This is a genomic window from Spirillospora sp. CA-142024 (assembly GCF_050942325.1).
Classification (GTDB): domain Bacteria; phylum Actinomycetota; class Actinomycetes; order Streptosporangiales; family Streptosporangiaceae; genus Spirillospora.
The window spans coordinates 559,147-578,675 of the sequence record NZ_CP192077.1; the positions used below are offsets into that span (position 1 = coordinate 559,147).

At 72.0% G+C, this 19,529-nt stretch carries 20 protein-coding genes; 11 read left to right on the plus strand and 9 right to left on the minus strand.

What is annotated here, in order from left to right:
- Positions 1 to 40: 40 nt before the first annotated feature.
- A complete protein-coding gene (locus tag ACQPZP_RS02875) occupies positions 41 to 292 on the minus strand; it encodes a hypothetical protein (RefSeq protein WP_433476060.1) in 252 nt (83 codons plus the stop codon).
- A gap of 357 nt (positions 293 to 649) precedes the next feature.
- Here ACQPZP_RS02875 and ACQPZP_RS02880 point away from each other — a divergent pair, with 357 nt between their 5' ends.
- From ACQPZP_RS02880 to ACQPZP_RS02890, 3 genes are all read left to right on the plus strand, one after another.
- Positions 650 to 1,528 carry a hypothetical protein gene (locus ACQPZP_RS02880; RefSeq protein WP_433476061.1) on the plus strand — a complete coding sequence of 293 codons (879 nt, stop codon included), beginning with the start codon at positions 650 to 652 and terminating at the stop codon, positions 1,526 to 1,528.
- Between the two features lie 195 nt (positions 1,529 to 1,723).
- The gene (locus ACQPZP_RS02885) at positions 1,724 to 2,797 is read left to right on the plus strand and encodes a chaplin family protein (protein ID WP_433476062.1); all 1,074 of its coding nucleotides are present in this window, start codon (positions 1,724 to 1,726) and stop codon (positions 2,795 to 2,797) included.
- Positions 2,798 to 2,908: 111 nt separating this feature from the next.
- Positions 2,909 to 3,469, plus strand: coding sequence for a class E sortase (locus ACQPZP_RS02890; protein ID WP_433476063.1), 561 nt, complete (start codon positions 2,909 to 2,911; stop codon positions 3,467 to 3,469).
- A 42-nt stretch (positions 3,470 to 3,511) separates the two neighbouring features.
- Here the strand turns inward: ACQPZP_RS02890 and ACQPZP_RS02895 are convergent, their stop codons facing one another.
- Positions 3,512 to 4,504, minus strand: a complete 993-nt coding sequence (locus ACQPZP_RS02895) for a matrixin family metalloprotease (RefSeq protein WP_433476064.1) — start codon at positions 4,502 to 4,504, stop codon at positions 3,512 to 3,514.
- Positions 4,505 to 4,854: 350 nt separating this feature from the next.
- Here ACQPZP_RS02895 and ACQPZP_RS02900 point away from each other — a divergent pair, with 350 nt between their 5' ends.
- The 5 genes from ACQPZP_RS02900 to ACQPZP_RS02920 all read left to right on the plus strand — a co-directional run bounded on the left by ACQPZP_RS02900 (position 4,855) and on the right by ACQPZP_RS02920 (position 10,699).
- Positions 4,855 to 5,964 carry a PRC and DUF2382 domain-containing protein gene (locus ACQPZP_RS02900; RefSeq protein WP_433476065.1) on the plus strand — a complete coding sequence of 370 codons (1,110 nt, stop codon included), beginning with the start codon at positions 4,855 to 4,857 and terminating at the stop codon, positions 5,962 to 5,964.
- 455 nt (positions 5,965 to 6,419) lie between these two features.
- Positions 6,420 to 8,345 carry a glycoside hydrolase family 3 protein gene (locus tag ACQPZP_RS02905; protein ID WP_433476066.1) on the plus strand — a complete coding sequence of 642 codons (1,926 nt, stop codon included), beginning with the start codon at positions 6,420 to 6,422 and terminating at the stop codon, positions 8,343 to 8,345.
- A gap of 127 nt (positions 8,346 to 8,472) precedes the next feature.
- The gene (locus ACQPZP_RS02910) at positions 8,473 to 9,309 is read left to right on the plus strand and encodes a patatin-like phospholipase family protein (RefSeq protein ID WP_433476067.1); all 837 of its coding nucleotides are present in this window, start codon (positions 8,473 to 8,475) and stop codon (positions 9,307 to 9,309) included.
- A 1-nt stretch (position 9,310) separates the two neighbouring features.
- The gene (locus tag ACQPZP_RS02915) at positions 9,311 to 10,279 is read left to right on the plus strand and encodes a 1-acyl-sn-glycerol-3-phosphate acyltransferase (RefSeq protein ID WP_433476068.1); all 969 of its coding nucleotides are present in this window, start codon (positions 9,311 to 9,313) and stop codon (positions 10,277 to 10,279) included.
- Between the two features lie 12 nt (positions 10,280 to 10,291).
- Positions 10,292 to 10,699 carry an RNA-binding S4 domain-containing protein gene (locus tag ACQPZP_RS02920; protein WP_433476069.1) on the plus strand — a complete coding sequence of 136 codons (408 nt, stop codon included), beginning with the start codon at positions 10,292 to 10,294 and terminating at the stop codon, positions 10,697 to 10,699.
- A gap of 3 nt (positions 10,700 to 10,702) precedes the next feature.
- On the opposite strand, the gene ACQPZP_RS02925 is transcribed toward ACQPZP_RS02920, so the two are convergent.
- From ACQPZP_RS02925 to ACQPZP_RS02945, 5 genes are all read right to left on the minus strand, one after another.
- Complete coding sequence (locus tag ACQPZP_RS02925; protein WP_433476070.1) at positions 10,703 to 12,088, minus strand: MFS transporter; 1,386 nt, start codon at positions 12,086 to 12,088, stop codon at positions 10,703 to 10,705.
- Between the two features lie 98 nt (positions 12,089 to 12,186).
- The gene (locus ACQPZP_RS02930; protein ID WP_433476071.1) at positions 12,187 to 12,384 is read right to left on the minus strand and encodes a VOC family protein; all 198 of its coding nucleotides are present in this window, start codon (positions 12,382 to 12,384) and stop codon (positions 12,187 to 12,189) included.
- A 22-nt stretch (positions 12,385 to 12,406) separates the two neighbouring features.
- Entirely contained in the window at positions 12,407 to 12,964 is a 558-nt protein-coding gene (locus tag ACQPZP_RS02935) for a GNAT family N-acetyltransferase (RefSeq protein WP_433476072.1), read from the minus strand.
- 98 nt (positions 12,965 to 13,062) lie between these two features.
- On the minus strand, positions 13,063 to 13,860 hold the full coding sequence (locus ACQPZP_RS02940; RefSeq protein WP_433476073.1) for a class I SAM-dependent methyltransferase: 798 nt from the start codon (positions 13,858 to 13,860) through the stop codon (positions 13,063 to 13,065).
- Between the two features lie 14 nt (positions 13,861 to 13,874).
- Positions 13,875 to 14,978, minus strand: a complete 1,104-nt coding sequence (locus ACQPZP_RS02945; RefSeq protein WP_433476074.1) for a phospholipase D-like domain-containing protein — start codon at positions 14,976 to 14,978, stop codon at positions 13,875 to 13,877.
- A gap of 162 nt (positions 14,979 to 15,140) precedes the next feature.
- On the opposite strand from ACQPZP_RS02945, the gene ACQPZP_RS02950 reads away from it, so the two are divergent.
- Both ACQPZP_RS02950 and ACQPZP_RS02955 read left to right on the plus strand, forming a co-directional pair.
- Positions 15,141 to 15,713: an ArsR/SmtB family transcription factor gene (locus tag ACQPZP_RS02950; RefSeq protein WP_433476075.1), complete on the plus strand. Its 573-nt coding sequence runs from the start codon at positions 15,141 to 15,143 to the stop codon at positions 15,711 to 15,713.
- Positions 15,710 to 17,005: an MFS transporter gene (locus tag ACQPZP_RS02955; RefSeq protein ID WP_433476076.1), complete on the plus strand. Its 1,296-nt coding sequence runs from the start codon at positions 15,710 to 15,712 to the stop codon at positions 17,003 to 17,005. Before ACQPZP_RS02950 ends, ACQPZP_RS02955 begins: the two co-directional genes overlap by 4 nt.
- Here the strand turns inward: ACQPZP_RS02955 and ACQPZP_RS02960 are convergent.
- Positions 16,981 to 17,619, minus strand: coding sequence for a TetR/AcrR family transcriptional regulator (locus ACQPZP_RS02960; protein ID WP_433476077.1), 639 nt, complete (start codon positions 17,617 to 17,619; stop codon positions 16,981 to 16,983). The two genes, ACQPZP_RS02955 and ACQPZP_RS02960, sit on opposite strands and share 25 nt — an antisense overlap.
- Before the next feature lie 125 nt (positions 17,620 to 17,744).
- On the opposite strand from ACQPZP_RS02960, the gene ACQPZP_RS02965 reads away from it, so the two are divergent.
- Entirely contained in the window at positions 17,745 to 18,776 is a 1,032-nt protein-coding gene (locus ACQPZP_RS02965) for an aldo/keto reductase (RefSeq protein ID WP_433476078.1), read from the plus strand.
- Positions 18,777 to 18,779: 3 nt separating this feature from the next.
- Here the strand turns inward: ACQPZP_RS02965 and ACQPZP_RS02970 are convergent, their stop codons facing one another.
- Complete coding sequence (locus ACQPZP_RS02970; RefSeq protein ID WP_433476079.1) at positions 18,780 to 19,520, minus strand: class I SAM-dependent methyltransferase; 741 nt, start codon at positions 19,518 to 19,520, stop codon at positions 18,780 to 18,782.
- Between the last annotated feature and the right edge of the window lie 9 nt (positions 19,521 to 19,529).

Genomic DNA, 19,529 nt, shown 5'->3' on the forward strand with positions numbered 1-19,529 from the left:
GGCCCGCCGGCTGGCCCGTTCCTGCCGCGCGGGGCCCGGCCTACCCCCAGGGCGGACGTGCCCTGCGGCGTGCGCGCTCGGCCCTGGCAGTGGCCATGGCCCATTCCCAGCGCGAGTACAGCGTCCATGCGGAGGACCATTTCCACTTGGAGCGCGCGTCCTGACCGGCGGAAACGCTGGCAAGCGCGATCAGGTCGAGTTCGGCGCGGGTGACGAAGCGGCGGGTCTCGCGGCGGGGGTGGTGACGGCGCGCGGGGAGCAGGCGCACCATCGTGGACGAGGGATCGGGCATCGGAAGCTCCTCGCTCGGGCGGCCTTCGCGGCCGCTCGTTCACCGAATGTAGCGCACTCGATACCGTCCGCCATGCTTCTCCCGGCCTCCGGATGAACCGCCGATGAAGCGGGGCCGCCCGAGGGGTGGAGAAAACCAACAGAACCGGCCAAAGGTCGAAGCCCGGCAAAACGGATGCCCGGACACCGGAAAACCGGCTGCGGTAAAAGCGGAATTCACGTGCAGGTAAATGATCCGGGGACACGCCGGAAGAGAAATGAATGGCTCCTTGATCGGGTAGGCCTTGGTGCTACGTTCATGCCGACCGGAATCAGAAACCGCACCTGAACGCGGCTACGTCGACAAGGAGAACCGGCAGTGGAGTCCGAACCGATCCAGCGCGGGGCGATTCGCCCGCGGGGTCGGCGGCATGCCCTCGTCCCGGTTCTCGTGCGTCTCGTCGCCATCGCGGGATTCCTTTTCGCCGGCTGGATCGCGCTCTCGGCGCTGGCCGGCTCCGCCTTCGCGGCGGAGCGGCCGCCGGAGCCCGCGGCCGGCCTGGCCGACCAGGGCTTCACCGGATCGTCCACGCTCGGGCACTTCTCGATAGGCCGCGACTGGCGCGCCGGCGACCCGGCGGACGTCCTCTTCGGGGACGTGCGGGAGATCGGCCACCAGCCGATGCGGTACCTCCGGTCCCGGCAGCAGGACGTGTTCGACGACAAGGACCGGGCCGTCAGGCACGTGCGGGAGGTGGCCGACGCCGCCGGTGTCCCGCAGGTGCGGGTACCGGACGTCCGTCCCGCCGGCCCCGACCTCGGCGGCCTCGTCCACCGGGTGACGGGCTCGCATCCCGCCCTGCACGACGGCCTGCCGCCGAACGCCGGCGTGCGGCCGGCGGCGCAGGACGACCGCGCCCAGGTGCGGCAGGAGACGGTGTCCGCCGCCGTTCACACCCGGCACGCAACCGCCGCCGCCCCCGCGATGACCGCGGGGGACCCGGCGGACCGGCACTCCGGCCCCTGCCCGGGCTGCCACGGCGACCACCGCGTCCCGGCGCCCGGTCCCGTGCTGCCGACCGGCCAGGACGGCCCGCGCGGCGGCGGCTCCGCGGGCGGGCACCCGTTCGCCCCGCTCGCCGACCTGCTGAACCGCCGGTACCCGGCGGCTCCGCCCGCCGTGCACCGTGGGACGTTCCACCGCACGGCGCTGACCGACGTGGCCGCGCCCGGCGGCCCCTCCGTCGTCCCCGACTAGGGGCATCCCTCCGGCCGCAGACGGCCGGTTCCCGGCGGCCGCGTGCCTGACGCACGCCGCCCGCCCCGCTCATTGGACCTTCCTCGATCGGCAACGGCCGAGTCCGGCCGCTGCCGGGCTGCGCGCACCCATGACGGTGCCGCGCGGCGATCACCACGATTCACCAATCGAAGCAACGGACAGGAGCAAGAGATCATGCGTATTCGGGCAAGGAACACCTCCCGCGCCGCCCTGGTGGCCGCGGGCGCCCTCGCCGTCGGAGCCGCCTTCGGCTCCGGAGTCGCGGCCAACGCCGAAACCATGTACGGGGGCGGCGGCCACGACGGCAAGGTCCACCTGCAGTCGGCCGGCAACTTCGGGGCGCTGAACGGCAACCAGGTGTACGCGCCGATCAGCATCCCGATCGACGTCTGCGGCAACGCCATCGCGATCGCCGGGCTCAGCAGGGCCCAGTGCAAGGGCGGCGCAAGCGTCTCGAACCACCGGTCGCGCGAGCGCCGCGCCACCGAGTCCGGCTACCGGATGGCCGACGGCTTCGGCAGCGGCTTCGGCGGCAGCGGCTTCGGCGGCGGCGGCGGTGGCTGGGACGACGACGGCTGGGACCGCGGCCACAAGGTGGACATGCAGACCGCCGGCAACTTCGGCCTGCTGAACGGCAACCAGCTCTACATGCCGATCAGCGTCCCGATCGACGTGTGCGGCAACGCCGTCGCGTTCATCGGCGCCGCGCAGGCGCGGTGCAAGGGCGGCGCGTCCGTCAAGCGGACCGGCGACGACGACGTGAAGGCCACGAGCACCGGCAACTTCGGGATCCTGAACGGCAACCAGGCGTTCGTCCCGATCAGGATTCCGATCAACGTGTGCGGCAACTCCGCCGCGGCGTTCGGACTCGCGCAGGCGCAGTGCAAGGGCGGCGCGTCCGTCGGGGGCGGGGACGGACACGGACACGGGCACGGGCACAAGAAGCCCCACAAGTGGCCGACCCCGCCGAAGCACAAGCCGTACAAGCCGTACAAGCCGTCCAAGCACCGTCCGGCCGTCAAGCACAACAACCTGCCCTCGACGATGCGGGCGGACGGCTCACGCATCGCGACCCCGGCCGTCGACCAGCGCGCCGCGAACACCCTGCCCGTGCTGAAGGGGTTCGTGAACAAGCTCAGGCGCGCCGTCAAGGTGCCCGGGGTGGACGTCAAGCCGGGGCAGGTCGGCCCGCAGGCGCCGCTGGGCGAGGACATGCCCGTCACGCTCGGCGGGCCGGCCCTGACCTGAGCATGAGTCGGCCTGGATGACGATCCGCGGCCGATGAACAGCGGAGAGGGGGCGGCAGACGTGCCGCCCCTTCCCCATGCCGGCAGACCCCACATCGACGAAGGGGGAACCATGCTCCACCGGAGGTTACGCCGCGCGGCGGCCATGGCCGTCTTCTGCGCCGTGCCCGCCTTCTGCGCCGTACCCGTCCTCGCCGTCCCGCAGGCGCGGGCCGCGCCGGCGGCCGTCAAGGCCGCGGCGCGGCCGGCGAAGGGCTCGGTGATCGCGCACATCCGGATCAAGCGGATGGGCCTGAAGATGGTGGTCAGGCAGGGCGTCGGGCAGGAGGTCCTGCGGCGCGGCGTCGGCCACTACCCGGGGACGGCGTTCCCGGGACGGGAGGGCAACACGGTGCTGCTCGCCCACCGGACGACCTGGCTGCACCCGTTCAACAGACTCGACCGGATGCGGCGCGGCGACCGGATCACCCTGCGCGTCGGACGCAGGACCTACCCGTACACGGTACGGACCAAGCGCGTCATCAGGCCCAGTGACCGGCACGTGCTGGAACCGGTGCCGTTCAAGCGGGCCAGCGCGCCCGACGGCGCGTACGTCACGCTCATCACCTGCACGCCGAAGGGCTCGGACCGGCGCCGCCTCGTCGTCGTCGGCAAGCTCCTCACGAAACGCTGATCCTCGCGCGGGGCGCTGACGGCGCGCGCGGCTCGCCGCCGCTCAGCGTCCGCCGTAGAGGGCGATCAGCCCGTCGTGGTCGCCCTTCCCGAGCGTCGCGGGCCCGTCGTCGCATGACCTGAGGGACGGCGCCATCGTGAGGTTCGCGTGCTCGCTCCCCTCGACATGGGCGAGGCCGAGGACGTGGCCCGACTCGTGCGTCGCGACGGCCTCCGCGGAGTAGGTTCCCGCCGGGCACGCACCGCCCGTCCACCACCGCTTCCCCTGCGTCTGCAGTGCCACGTCCGCCTCGACCGTCGTCGGGCCGTTGAACCACGTGCAGGTCGCCGCGAGGACCGGGGCGTCGGCGGCCGGCATGGAGAGCCAGCCGAACGTGTTGACCCGGTCCCGGGTCCCGCAGGCCGCCGCGGTCGTCAGGTCCGGGGCCTGGTTGCTCGCCCCGGCGTAGTTCTCGCTCACGGCCGGCAGCGGCGTGAACCGGCCCCCGCCCGTGCAGTCGGTGTTGCCGCCGACCATGTTGGCGATGCCCTTGCTGATGGGATCTCTCGGCAGTCCGGCCGTCCCCGCGTAGTAGTGCCACTGGACGGCGGTGCCCCTCGGCCATCTGCTGGGCTCGGGGCTGTGCGCGCCGTCCTGGCACGCGTTCTGCGGCGCCCGGAACGCGCGCGGCCGGCCCTGCGGCACCCGCGAGCCGACCGTGCCGATGGTGATCTCGCCTGCCCGGGAGTTCACCTGGATGCGCAGTTCGGCCGCCCCGTCGGTGCGCAGCGCGTGCGCCACGAGCGAGGTGCCGTCGGACGGGACGGTCGCGGCGAGCCCGTTCGTGCCGCGCACCGTCCGGCCGCGCAGGTCGCAGTCGGCGATCCTGACCTTCTGCGGCATCGTGCGGGCGGCGAGCGTCCCGCCGGGCTTGCACCAGGTCGGCGGACGCGGGGACGGGGCGGCGGACCCCGCGAACGCCGTGCAGGCGAGGGCGGCGGTCACCACGGCGGACACGGCCCCCGCCCGCCGGGCCGCCGGTGAGAAGTCGCGCATTTCGGTTCTCCGATGTGTGGGGAACGTCCTTTCGCAGTCTTTGCGCGGACCCGGAGAAACGAAACCGCCGCAAACTAAAATGATCACCATTTTGCGCACGGCGCCATTCTTGAATGAGAAGTCTGGCCGCATTTGTCGGATAAGTGACGCGGCATCCCTCGCGCGACCGCTGTAAGTATTCGGTAAATCGTTCGCCATAATCGTGCAAACGCGTTTAGTGCGCCCCGGCACGGAAAAGCAGAAGGTAATCCGGCAACTCGGGATCAACAGAACACCGCTACCGAGTGGCGGGTATCGCCATCCCCCCGCCCCCTGCCGTCCGGGAGCGTTCACGGAAGCGGAGGTGTCACGTGCAGACGCAGACACAGGTGCGGGAGCTCATGGGCATGAGCGTGACCGACACCAATGGCGCGAAGGTCGGCACGATCAAGCAGGTCTACCTCAACGACGACTCCGGCGCCCCGGAGTGGGTGACCGTGCACACCGGATGGTTCGGGATGCGGGAGAGCTTCGTCCCCCTGTCCGGTGCGAGGAAGGCCCAGGACGCCCTCCAGGTCCCGTACGACAAGGAGACCATCAAGGGCGCTCCGAACGTCGACGCCGACGAACACCTCTCGCACGCGCAGATCGTGGACCTGTACCGGCACTACGGCGTTCGTCCCCCGGGCGGCCGCCGCACGGGCGATGAAGCGGACCCCTCCGACACGGCCGATGACCGCCGCACCGCGGGCGCCGAGGACATGACAGACAAGGCCGGCACGGCCGGCACCGCCGACACGGCCGGCACGGCCGGTTCCGCCGGGGCACCGGGCGCGGCGGGGACGCCTGGCGCCGCCGGGGCCCCCGGCATGGCGGGCCCCGCGGGCATGGCCGTCCACCCCGAGCGGGACAAGCGCGGGACGCCCGGTGACCAGGCGGCGACCGGCAAGGCGGGCGGCGGCCAGGCGAGGGCCGGCGAGGCGGGCGGCGGCCGGACGAGCGGTGGCCGGGCGGGGACCTCCGGCCAGGCGACCGGCCGGACGATGCCGCCGCAGTCGGCGCGCGAGGGCGCGGAGGCTCCGATGACCGAGATCACCCGGTCCGAGGAGCAGATGCGCATCGACACCGAGCGGCACGAGGCCGGCCGCGTCCGGGTGCACAAGTGGGTCGAGACCGAGATGGTGGAGCGGACGATCCCGGTCTCGCACGAGGAACTCAAGGTCGACCGTGAGCCGATCACCGGCGGCCGGCCGGACCCGAAGATCACCATTTCCGAGGAGGACCAGGAGATCATCCTCTACGAGGAGCGCCCGGTCATCGCCAAGGAGACCGTCCCGGTCGAGCGCGTCCGGCTCCGCACCGAGCAGGTCCAGGACGAGCAGACGGTCCGCGGCGAACTCCGCAAGGAGCGCATCGAGGTCACCCGCGAGGACGCCGCCCGTGCCGAGCGCCGGACCGACCGGGACCGTCCGTCCACCTAGCCCCGATCCCGTACCACCCCGGATGGCGGCGCGCCCGGCCGGCCGTTATTGCTCACCCGCCGGCCGGCCGGGCGCCCGTCCCGGTGTCTCCGCGGCGGCGTCGGCCGCGGGGACGCCGGTGACCGGGTGTGGCCAGTGGGGCCGAACGGCCGTGCAGACGGTCATGCCGGGTGTGCGGGTGGCCGGCGTACGGCCGAAGCCGGACGGGCGGTCCGACCGGCTTTGTTCCGATTCGACGCGTGGCCGTCAACCCCTCTTTCACAGATTCCGTCAGCGGCCGGTCTCCAATAGGCAGGTTTGTTGACAGATGGAGGGCGGGCGGGGGAGGTTCCTGGGTGACGACGTCGCCGGCGTCGGGGTCATGGCCGTCCGGGCGAGCCATGACCCCGGCGTCCGGTCGTGCGCGCGGTCCGCCGGGCCGCGCGGCGTCCTCGGAGCGACCCAGGAGGGACGACTTGCCATACCCCCACAGACGTGTCATCGCTTCCCGGATCGGGCGATCACTGGTCGCGGTCGCGACCATCGCCGCCCTCCCATCGGCGATCGCGGCGCAACCCGCGCTGGCCGCCGCCCCCCGGCAGGCCGCCTACCTGAACCCGCGGCTGCCCGTCGCGCAGCGGGTGAGCGACCTGCTCGGCCGGATGACCCTGCAAGAGAAGATCGGCCAGATGACGCAGGCCGAGCGCGGCGCCATCGACGGTGACCGCGACCAGATCACGACACTGGCCCTCGGATCGGTGCTCTCCGGCGGCGGCTCGGTGCCCGCCGACAACACCCCCGCGGGCTGGGCCGACATGGTCGACGCCTACCAGTCGAAGGCGCTCGCGACCCGGCTGAAGATCCCGCTGCTGTACGGGATCGACTCCGTGCACGGGCACAACAACCTCGTCGGCGCCACCGTCTTCCCGCACAACATCGCGATGGGCGCGACCCGCGATCCCGGCCTCGTCCGCAAGGAGGAGCAGATCACGGCGATGGAGACGAAGGCGACCGGACCCCAGTGGGTGTTCGCGCCCTGCGTCTGCGTCACCCGTGACCTGCGTTGGGGACGGGCCTACGAGAGCTTCGGCGAGGACCCGGGGCTCGTCATCAAGATGGAGACCGGTCTGGAGGGCTTCCAGGGCAGCAAGAAGAGCGACCTGGCGACGAACAAGCACGTCCTCGCGACGGCCAAGCACTACGCCGGTGACGGCGACACCGTGTTCGGCTCGTCCACCAGCGGGACGTACACGATCGACCAGGGTGTCACCCTCACCGACCGCAAGCACTTCGCCAAGGTCGACCTGGCGCCGTACGTCGTCGCCGTGAAGAAGTACGGCGTCGGCAGCATCATGCCGTCGTTCTCCAGCGTGGACTGGAAGGAGGACGGCGCCGGCAACCCGGTCAAGATGAGCGCGAGCAAGGAGCTGCTCACCGACGTCCTCAAGCAGAAGATCGGGTTCGACGGCTTCCTGATCAGCGACTGGGAGGCCATCCACCAGATCCCGGGCGACTACGCCACGCAGGTCCGGACGTCCGTCAACGCCGGCATGGACATGTTCATGGAGCCCTACAGCGCCCCGCAGTTCGAGCAGACCCTGCTCGCGGAGGTGCAGGCGGGACGCGTGAAGATGTCGCGGATCGACGACGCCGTCAGCCGCATCCTGAAGGCGAAGTTCGAGCTCGGGCTGTTCGAGCACCCCTACACCGACCGGAGCAACGCCAAGACGATCGGGTCGCCGGAGCACCGGGCGGTCGCCCGCGAGGCCGTCGCCAAGTCGCAGGTCCTGCTGAAGAACTCCCGGAACGCGCTGCCGCTGAAGAAGAACGGGCGGATCTACGTGGCCGGGGCCAACGCCGACGACATCGGCAACCAGGCCGGCGGCTGGACCGTCACGTGGCAGGGGTCGTCCGGCGACATCATCCCCGGCACGACCATCCTGGACGGCATCAAGCAGAACTCGTCCAACGTCACCTACAGTGCGGACGCGTCGGCGCCGACGTCCGGCAGCGACGTCGGCATCGTGGTGGTCGGCGAGAAGCCGTACGCCGAGGGCGTCGGCGACGTCGGCAACGGCCACACGCTGAACCTGTCCGACGCCGACAAGGCGAACATCGACAAGGTCTGCGGTGCGATCAAGACCTGCGTCGTCCTGGACGTCGCGGGACGCCCGCAGATCGTCACCGACCAGCTGTCCAAGATGGACGCGTTCGTCATGTCCTGGCTGCCCGGCAGCGAGGGCGCGGGCGTCGCGGACGTCCTGTTCGGCAAGCGCCCGTTCACCGGGAAGCTGTCGGTGACATGGCCGCGCAGTGAGAACCAGGAGCCGATCAACGTCGGCGACCGGAACTACAACCCCCTGTTCCCCTACGGCCACGGCCTGAAGATGCGCAGCCGCTGACCCTGACCCTGACACCGACCGGCATCGCCGCACGAAGGACCGGCCGTCCACCACCCTGGGCGGTCGGTCCTGTTTATCCCGGTTCCCACGGGTGAGGTTGCCCCTGGCACGTGGAAGGGAGGCCCGGGTGGGACGGGAGCCGCGGGTGGCGTTCGTGCTCGGGGGCGGCGGGGTGCTCGGCGCGCACGAGGTCGGCATGCTGCGGGCGCTTGAGGAGACCGGCGTCCGGCCCGACCTCGTCGTGGGGACGTCCATCGGGGCGCTGAACGGCGTGTTCGTCGCGGCGGAACCGGCCACCGCGGTCGAGCGGCTCACCAGCCTGTGGTCGGACGACTCCGTCCGCGACGTGTTCGGCTCCCGCCTCTGGGCGCGGCTGCTGACCCTCGCCCGTTCCGGCACGCACCTGCACTCGAACGAGCCGCTGCGCCGGATGCTGGACGAACTCCTCCCCGTCTCGGAGTTCGAAGACCTCGAGGTCCCGTTCCAGTGCGTCGCCGCCGGAATCGAGACGGCGATGGCGCACTGGTTCACGGCGGGTCCGGTCATCCCGGCGGTGCTCGCGTCGTCGGCCGCGCCGGGGCTGCTGCCGCCCGTCCGGGTGGGGGACCGGCACTACTTCGACGGCGGGCTCGTCCACAGCATCCCGGTCGGCCGGGCCGTCATGCTGGGCGCCACCACCATCTACGTCCTGCACGTGGGGCGGATCGAACGCGACCTGGCACCGCCGCGCCGGCCGTGGGAGGTCGGCCTGGTCGCGTTCGAGATCGCGCGCCGGCACCGGTTCTTCGAGGAGATGTCCACCCTCGCGGACGGCCTGACCGTGCACGTTCTGCCCGCGGGCGGCAAGCCGCAGAAGGCCGGCGTCGACCTCGCCCAGATGCGCTACCGGAACGTCTCCGGAATCCAGGCTCACATCGAGCGCGCCTATCAGGCATCGTTGACGTACCTGAAGGAGCGAGCGTGAGATGGTTCCGCCCCGTTTCGTCCGCCGCCTGGTGTTCACACCGCTGCTGTTCCTGCTGACCCTGCTGGTCGTCGTGCTGTTCCCGGTCGCCTACGTGGTGACGTCGCTGGCCGGACGCGAGCGGAAGCGGGCCCTGCGGCTGCTCTGGTTCACGCTGGTGTGGGGGACGCGCGAATCGGCCGCCGTCCTTGAATGCGGATGGCTGTGGCTCCGTGGCCGCACCCACGACGAGCAGCACTACGACGTCATCCGCCGCTATGTCGCCGCCCTCTACGCGACGGCGCAGCGACGGCTGGGCCTGCGCGTGGAGATCGACGGCAGCGGGGACGGGTCCGGCCCCGGCCGTCCGCTGATCATCCTCAGCCGGCACGCGGGGCCCGGCGACGCGCTCCTGCTCGTCCACCACCTGCTGACCGACTACGGGCGCCGGCCCCGGGTGGTCATGAAGGCGCAGCTCCAGCTCGACCCGTGCGTCGACATCGCCGCGAACCGCATGCCGAACGTGTTCGTCACGCCCGGCGGCGGCGCGACCGGGAACATCGGCCGGCTCGCCCGCGACCTCGGCCCCCGCGACGCCCTGCTGATCTTTCCCGAGGGCGGCAACTTCTCGCCGGAGCGGCGCCGCCGCGCGATCCGCCGGCTGACCCGGCTGCGGCGGCGGCACGAGGCGGTCCGCGCCGCCGCGATGCGCAACCTGATGCCGCCGCGTCCCGGCGGCGTGCTGGCCGCGCTCGACTCGGCCCCGTCCGCCGACGTGGTGTTCGTCGCGCACTGCGGGCTCGACCACATGGCCACGCCGGGCGACATCTGGCGGCGCGTCCCGCTGACCGGCGTCGTCCGCGCCCGCTGGTGGCGCATCGCCGCCGCGGACGTCCCCGGCGACCGGGACGCCCGCGTCCGCTGGCTCTACGGGCAGTGGGAACGCGCGGACGCGTGGATCAGCGCCAACCGGGCACCCGCGCCGAAGTGACATCATGGACGTATGGGCGACGAGGGGTCCGTGCGGGTCGATCTCTGGATCTGGTCCGTGCGGCTGCTGAAGACCCGTTCGATGGCGACGACCGCGTGCCGGGCGGGCCATGTCCGCGTGAACGACGAGCGCGCCAAGCCGTCCACCGCGGTGAAGCCCGGCGACGAGATCCGGCTCCGGCACGACGGGCGGGAGCGGATCGTCGTCGTGCAGAAGATCATCCGTAAGCGGGTCGGCGCGCCCGACGCCCAGAAGTGCCTGATCGACAAGAGCCCGCCCCCGCCGCCGCGCGAGGCGCTCATCCCGGTCGGCCGCCGCGAGCGCGGGGCGGGCCGCCCCACCAAGCGCGACCGCCGCGAGCTCGAACGCCTCCTGGACCGCTACCGCATCCTGAACGAACCGCCGTCGGACGCTGAGTGACGCTCAGGCGGGGCCGTCGGCGTAGCGGCGTTCGGACTCCAGGGCGGACGCCACGTCCTGCGGGTAGGTGCGCCGCCCCCTGAGCAGCAGCAGGCCATTGAGCGCCAGCGGCAGCAAGGCCAGCAGGAACACCCGGTCGAGGCCGGTCGCCGATCCCCGGCCGGAGTCCAGCAGGCCCGACAGCCATCCGAAGAGCACGGGCGCCGCCGCCTCCCCGGCCATCCGGACGATCGTCCGGATCGACTCCGCGCGGCCCCACAGCCGGAAGTGGACGACGTCCAGCCGGACCGCGTCCAGCGGCGGGTTCGCGGCGGCGAGCGCGGCCGCGGCGAGCGTGAACAGCGGCAGCGCTATCAGGGCCTCGCCGGTGAGGAGACCGGGCAGGAACAGCAGCGCCGACACGGCGAACGCCACCCCCGGCACGGTGACCCGCGCGGTGATCGCCCCGGCGCGGACCAGCCGGTCGGCCAGCCGCCCGCCGAAGAGCACTCCCACGAGCGCGGCCAGCCCGATGACCGGCAGGAACGCCGACAGCTCGCCCCGGCCGATCGTGTACCGCTCCTGCACGAAGACGATCGCGAACGTGCGCAGCCCGGCGAAGAAGAAGTAGCCGATCGCGGACGCCACGATGATGATCACGTTCGTCCGGATCCCGAGCACGTGCCGGGCCGCCTGGAGCAGCGTCATCCGCTCGGGATCCATGCCGAGGACGTTCCGCGGATCCGCCGTCACGCCGGCCCTGTCCACCTGCGACTGCGCGAGTTCCCGCCCGCCCCGGCCGGTGCCGGGCCCCTGCGCGCCCCGCTCCGGCTCCGGCAGCATCCGCCACAGCAGCACCGCAAGCCCGAGCCCCAGCAGGGCGACGAACCAGAACGCGACCCGCCAGCTGACGAAGGCCGCGATGTTCCCGCCCGCGAGCAGCCCGAACCCCACCCCGATGAGCTCGCCGGCCAGGATCCGGCCGTAGGTCCCGGCCCGTTCCTCGGGCGGGACGTAGTCGCCGATCAGCGACGCGACCGTCGGCCCGGCCGTCGCCGTGACCGCGCCGAGCGCCACCCTGGACGCCAGCAGCCACTCGTACGACTGGGCCAGCCCTCCGACGACCATCGCGAGGCTCCACAGCACCACGCTGCCCGCCAGCAGCGGCACCCTCGGCACCCGGTCGGTCAGCTGCCCCACCGGCACGGTCGCCACCGCGCCGACCGCCGCCGGCACCGCCGTCAAGATCCCGACCTGCGTGTTGGTGATGTGCAGTGAATGGCGCAGCTCGTGGACGATCGCCCCGATCACCCCGGTGTCGGCCGCGTTGAGCGCGAGCGCGCAGGCCAGCAGCACCACGACGCGGGCCCGGCGCCTCCCGCCGAGCCGGTCGACAAGTGCCGTGCCCACCCGCCCCCACGGCCGCCCGGGCCGCGCCGATGTCACCAACCACTAGTGCCCGCGCACCGACCGTGTATGTGCCGTGCCCGATCGGTGAACGTCCCAGGTCAGGTGTACTGGAACAGCTCGACCGGGTTCCCGGACAGGTCGTCCAGCAGGACCTGCCTGCCGCCCACTCCGGTCACGATCGTGCTCCGGAACGGGACGCCGGCCTTGTCCAGCCGGCCGACCTCGGCGTCGATGTCGTCGACCTGGAGTGAGATGCGGTTCCACCCGCCGGGCTCGGGCACCCGTCCGTCCGGCATGGCCTGCCCGCCGCCTCCTCCGTCATCGATCGGGAGTCGTCTCGGGTTGCGGACGCTCGGCGGCACGGGCGTCCTCGGCCGTCAGCACCCACCGCTCGTGGTCCCGCCACTCTCCGTCGATGCGGATGGCCTTCGGCGGCGACGCCAGCAGACGGAATCCGGCCCGTTCGACGACCTTTCTGGATGCCGCGTTCACGGGCTGGACGTCGGCCTCCAGCCGGTCCAGGCCCAGGTCCTCGAACGCGTACCGCACCACCAGCCGGACCGCCTCGCCGACGTAACCGTGACCCGAGGTCGCCGCGAACCCGCCGAATCCGAGGAAACCCCTCCGCTCGGGCGTCCACGTGATGTCGTTGATGTTCACCAGCCCGGCCAACTCGCCGGAACCGTTCAGCCGCACGACGAACCCCACCGCGGCGACCCCGTCGAACCGCGCCAGATACCGGCCGAACTCGGTCGCGGTGGTGGGCGCGTAGATCAGATGCCGGTGCAGCCGCAGGCTCTGCCTGGCCAGCACGACGAACGCCGCCCCGTCCTCGGCCGCCACCGGCCGAACCGTGACCCGCGTCCCGACCAGCACCCGTCCGAACCTAGCCGCCGTCTCCGCGCTCCGGACGCCCGGCCCCAGGCCACAGTCGGTCATGATCGGCGAGCCGGCCGGGCGGCCGCGTGAACGAACTACTGCGCCTCCGACCGTCCGCGCACCGCCCAGGCTTTGGCGGTGAGCGGGATCGAACCGTCCGGCCTGAGCGGCAACCGGGCGCGGAGCAGTTCGCGCAGCGCGCGGCGGTGTTCCTCGTCCAGCGACATGACGTATCCCGGTGCCGGGCCCTGACCGCCGAGGAACGGCCGCCAATAATCGTCGAAGCCGGAGAACACCGTCGGAACCTCGATCGCCTGGACGGCGACGTCTCCCAGCCCTGCGTCCGTCCAGAGGCGGGCGAGCGGCTCCGGGCGGCAGTCGGTGAAGCGGCGGGCCTCGTCCAGTTCGGCTGCGGCCTGATCCAACGCGGTGGCCGCGTCCCAGAAGCACCGCAGTATGGCCATGCCCTCGGCGTAGTCCCAGACGTAAGCGGCGACGACGCCACCCGGGGCGGTCACGCGCACGAATTCGGCCACGGCGGGCCGCGGTCCGGGCACGAAGTTGAGCGCCAGCCCGCTGACCACGGCGTCGAAGCCCTGATCGGGCACCGGCAACGACCGGGCGTCGCCGACCTGGAAGGTCGCTCGCGCGTCGCCGCCGATCCGTTCCCGGGCATGGGCCAGGAACCCCTCGGAAGGATCAACGCCGACCACCCGCTCGGGATCCGCCGCGGTCAGCACGGTCTCCGTCAGAGCGCCGGTTCCGCAGCCCACGTCCAGCCAACGCCGACCTGCCGTCACGTCCAGCCACCGCAAGAACGCCTCCGCCACAGGCCGGCTCCACCGGCCGATGTAGCCCTCGTACGCGTCCCCGGCGGACCAGACGTCGCCCACGGCCGTCGCCGGTCCTAGACGGGTCGGCTGAGTTCGGTGATGGTGCGGACGATCTCCTCAAGCGCGAAGGAGGCGATCGTCCGCTGGGCGGCTTCGGCGTCCTCGCGCTTCTCCTCCAGATCGCCCAGCACGATGATGTTCTCGTCGTTCAGCGTCGTGGCGGGCGCCGTGTAGTTGAAGCTGCCGGCGATCACCAGCCGCTCGTCGATGACCATCAGCTTGTGGTGCACCTTCCGGACGCCGGTGCCCGGCTTGTTCGCGAACAGCTCCACTCCGGCCGCCTTCAGCGGCTCGGTGGCCGACCACGCCTGCGCGCCCTGCCCGTGGTCCAGCACGCCGCGGACGCGCCGCAGCGACGGCGCGAGCCGGATCATGGTGTCGTCGATGCCCGACGACCGGGCGAAGGTGAACATCGCGAAGTCCACTGTCGCCGCGGCCTTGAGCATCTGCTTCATGATCTCCATCTCCGGCCCGTGCCGGGGCGCGAACAGCGGCTTGACCCGGACCTGCCCCAGCCGGAACTCCGCGGGGCGCGGCTCGACGCGCTCGTGCATGGCCCCGAACGTCCCGGAACGCATCCGGAGGAACTCCTCCAGATAGAGGGCGGCGGCGCGCTGCCCTCGCAGGATCAGCACATGGTTGAGGTTGTCGCCCGTCTTACCAGCCGCACCGCTCGCCGGATTGATCCCGGTATCGGTCAGCGTGAAGTTCGCCGATCCGGTCAGCACCGCGGCCGTCGACTCCCCGGCGTCCCGGACGATGAACTTCTGATGGAAGATCGCCGGGTTCAGGTCCGTGATGAGATCAACACCGGCGCGCAGCAGCGCGGCGTAGATGAGCCGGTTCTCCTCGTTGGCCCCGGCCGCCGTCCACGGATCCGCCGCGGGCCGGTCCTCCCGCAGGTAGTCGCCCTCCAGGATGATCTGCACCCGCACCCCGGCCGCGCGGGCCGCCAGGACCGCCTGGGCGATCGGACGGGAGTCCAGTTCCTGCACCGCGACCCGGAGCGTGTGCCGTGCCCCCGCGACGAAGCCCCGGATCACCTCGTCCAGATCATCGGGCCCACCCAGAACCGTGGGCCCCGCATAAAGCTCGATCCCGCCGACCCGAACACCCATGACAGGCCCCCAACTCTCGCCACTTCAGTCTGACATCACGTCCGCCAGCGACACCCCTGCTGATCACCAAGGCGGAACCCGTGCTTCGGCCGCATGGTCTGCCGGAGGGAAGTTGCACAATAACTGTTGCGCAATGACTGTTGCAGGTATCACCATGGCCTCATGACGGACGCTGACCTGCCCAAGGTGACCGACTCCCGGGTGCTGGCCGCGATGTCGCACCCGCTCCGCCGGCGTCTTCTGGACGCCCTCAACGTGTACGGCCCGGCCACCGCGAGCGTCCTCGCCGACCGGACCGGGCAGGCGGTGGCCAATATCAGCCATCACCTGAGGGCGCTCGGCGCGGCGGGCCTGATCGTGGAGGCCCCGGAACTCGCCAAGGACCGCCGCGAGCGCTGGTGGCGGCCGGTCGCGCCCGGGTACCGCTGGGTGACCGGCGACTTCGACGACGACCCGGCCCGGCGGGTGGTGGCCGAGGCGGCCGCCTCGCTCAACCTGGACCGCCAGGTCGGCCTGGTCCGCGCCTGGTACGCCGCCAGGGAGGGGCGCCCGGAGTGGAACGGAGCGGCCTTCTCCGTCGACAAATGGCTGCACCTGACCCCGGCCGAGCTCAACGAGCTGGAGCGGGAGATCCTCGCGCTGCTCGACCGGTGGGAGCGGCGGGACGTCCCCGACGACGGGCAGGCCCGCGAACCCGTCTTCCTGTTCACCCATGGCGTGCCGGCGCGGCCGTGACCGCACTCTCGCCGCCGCGCGCCTCGCGCCGGCCCGGCGGTCTGCTCCGGCACCGGGACTTCCGGCTGCTCTGGATCGGCCAGGCCACCAGCAAGCTCGGCAGCAGCGTGACCAGCGTGGCCCTGCCGCTGGTCGCGGTCGCCACGCTCGACGCGAGCACCTTCCAGGTGGCGCTGCTGTCCGCGGCGGCCTGGCTGCCCTGGCTGCTCATCGGCCTGCCCGCCGGCGCCTGGGTGGACCGCCTGCCGCGCAGGCCGGTGATGCTCGCCGGCGACCTGGCCGCCCTGCTGCTCTTCCTCAGCGTGCCGGTCGCCGCCTGGCTGGACCGGCTGACCATCGTCCATCTGCTGGGCGTCGCGCTGGGCGCGGGCACCGCGAGCGTCTTCTTCCAGACGGCGTACCAGGCCTACCTGCCGTCCCTGCTGGACCGCGAGGAGGTGGCCGATGGCAACGCGAAGCTCCAGTCGACCGAGGCCGCGGCGCAGGTCGGCGGTCCGGGCGCGGCCGGCCTGGTCGTTCAGTTCGCCGGTGCGGTGAACGCGCTGCTCCTCGACGCGGCGAGCTTCCTCGTCTCAGCGCTCTGCCTGCTCGGAATCCGGGCCCGCGAACCCCGCGACGGTGACGCCCGCCGGAACGGCACGCTGCTCCGGGAGATCGGCGAGGGCCTCCGATTCGTCGGCCGCGACCCCTATCTGCGGGTGCTGGCCCTGTTCTCGGCGGCGAGCAACATCGGGCTGATCGGCTACCAGTCGATCCTGGTCGTCTTCCTGATCCGCGAGGTCGGCGTGAGCCCGGGCATGGTCGGCGCCCTCGCGGCCGCGGCGAGCCTGGGCGGCGTGCTCGGCGCCGCCTCGGCCACCTTCTGGGCCCGCCGCTTCGGTTCGTCCCGCAGCCTGCTCGCCGCCGAGATCGGCGCGGCCCCCTTCGGGTTGCTGATCCCGCTCACCACGCCGGGGGCGGGGCTGGCGCTGACGGTCGCCGGCGGGTTCGCGGTCGCCGCCGGGGCCGCGGTGGGCAACGTCCTCAAGGGAAGCTTCCGGCAGACCTACAGCCCGCCCGCCCTGCTCGGCCGGGTCACGGTGAGCATGCAGCTGGTCGGCTACGGGACCATCCCGCTCGGCGCACTGCTCGGCGGGACGCTCGGCGACGCGCTGGGCGTCCGCCCGGCAATGTGGATCATCACGAGCGCCCTGGCCCTGACCGGCCCGATCCTGCTGATCGGCCCCCTACGCCACCACCGCGACCTGCCGGACCACCGATCCGGACATCAGGTCGCCGTGCCGGCGCCGTAGCGGAGTCCGTCGACGAGGAGGGCGACCATGCGCTGGCTGTACGCGACTCCCTCCTGCGCCACGGGCATGCACAGGTTGGCGACGGCGTAGAGGAGATCCTCGGCGCCGATGTCGCCGCGGATCTCGCCGTTCGCCGTCGCGGCTTCGAGCAGGGACCCGAGGGCGGGTTCGAATCGCTGCATGAAGTAGCCGGGCAGCGAGTCGAACGCCGGGTCGCCGGAGTGAAGGGCGGTGGCGAGCCCGCGTTTGGTCGCGAGGAACTCGGTGTACCGATGGAGCCACTTCGCGAGCGCCGCCCCCGGCTCGTGCGCGGCGGTCAGCACCGGGGCCGCGTCGGCGCAGGCGTCCACCTCGCGCTGGAACACGGCCTTGACCAGGTCCGATCGCCGCGGGAAATGCCGGTACAGCGTTCCGACCCCGACCCCGGCCAGATCGGCGATCTCCTTCGCGGGGGCGTCCACGCCGGACGTGCCGAAGACGGTCTTCGCCGCTTCGAGCAAGGAGTCGATGTTGCGCTGGGCGTCCGCGCGCAGCCGGCGCGGGGCGCGTTCGGGTGCGCCCGGCCCCGCGGGCCCGGTCGAGCCGGCCCCGGCCGGCGCCAAGTTCTCCGTCACGGCACTCCTTCGCTTGCTTATCCGGAACGGCTTTCCGTATAGTTCTGGAAGGGCTTTCCGGTTCGGTTCAGGGTACGGCACCGGACGCGCTCGGCACACCTCGACCACGACCTCGGGAGAACCACATGCGGTACCGCACCCTCGGCCGGACCGGCATCAAGGTCAGTCCCTACGCGCTCGGCGCCATGATGTTCGGAGCGGCCATCGGCAACACCGACCACGACGACTCGATCCGCATCATCCACAGAGCGCTGGACGCGGGGATCAACTTCGTCGACACCGCCGACGCGTACTCCCGGGGCGAGTCGGAAGAGATCGTGGGAAAGGCGCTCAAGGGGCGCCGCGACGACATCGTCCTCGCGACCAAGCTGCATCTCCCCATGGGCGATGACCCCAACCAGCGGGGCAACTCCAGGCGCTGGATCATGACCGCGGTGGAGGACTCGCTGCGCCGCCTGCAGACCGACCACATCGACCTCTACCAGATCCATCGTCCGGACCCCGACACCGACATCGAGGAGACGCTGTCCGCGCTCTCGGACCTGATCCACAGCGGCAAGGTCCGCGCGGTCGGGTCGTCCGCGATGCCCGCCTCCGACATCGTCGAAGCCCAGTGGGTGGCCGAGCGGCGCGGCCTGGAACGGTTCCGCAGTGAGCAGCCGACCTACTCGATACTCAACCGCGGCATCGAGACCGAGGTGCTCCCCGTCACCGAACGCTATGGGATGGGCACGCTGGTATGGAGCCCGCTCGCGAAAGGGATGCTCACCGGGCGCCTCCGCAAGGGCAGGGAGACGGACCTCCGCCGCGCCGCGATCTTCACGAGCTTCGGCGATGAGCAGCGGCTCGATGCCGTCGAGCGGATCGTTCCGCTCGCCGAAGAGGCGGGCCTGCCGATGACGCACCTCGCGATGGCGTTCGCGATCGCCCATCCCGGCGTGACCAGCGCGATCATCGGGCCGCGCACGATGGAGCAGCTCGACGACCTGCTGGCCGGCGTCGACGTCAGGCTCACCGACGAGATCCTCGACCGGATCGACGAGATCGTGCCGCCCGGCACCGATGTCGGCATGCCCGACCAGTCCGCCTACCTGCCCCCGGCCCTCCAGCGTCCGAACCTCCGCCGCCGGGCCGCCGACGAACGCGCAGCCGCCTGACCGCTACTGCCTGGCGGACGCGTCCGCCGTGGTCCCGCCTTTGCGCGCGAGGAGGAGCCCGCCGCGTGGGCTGCCGTCCTCCCGTCGGCCCAGGGCCGTCAAGGGAACCGTCGTCACGGTGAAACCGGCTCCAGCCAGGTCGTCGCGGAGCGCGTGCAACTGACAGGTGCGGTAGTACATGACGAACGGGGGACGCCACACGGCGTTCCGGACCCGCATGGCCGTGTCGAATCCGAGCAGCGCCCAGTACCAGGCCGATGTGAGGGGCGGCGGTGCGCCGATCGGGAAGGCGAAGAGCCCGCCGGGGCGCAGCGCGCGGTGCACCCCGGCGAAGACCGCGGGCCGTTCGGCGGGCAGCAGGTGTCCGAGCGCTCCGAAGGTGACCGCGAGGTCGAAGTCCTCGGCGAAGGGCAGCGCCCGGGCATCGGCCTCCACCCACTCGGCGTCCGGGTGTGCCGTGCGCGCCTGCGCGAGCATGCCGGCGCTGAAGTCGACGCCCGTGACCCCTTCCTGGCACAGGGGTTCCAGGGTCCGCACGCCCGCGCCGGTGCCGCAGCACACGTCCAGCCCCCGGCCGAACGGCCCGAGCGGACGCAGCGCGTCAGCGGTCGCGTCGAGAATCGCATCGGAGGTGCGGAAGGGCGTGTGGTCGAACTTCGGAGCGAGCAGATCGTAGCCGCGCTCGACCGAGGACAGCGCCTGGATCGCCAGTTCACGCAGAGACGGACCTTGAGGCGAGAACACCGGCCAAGA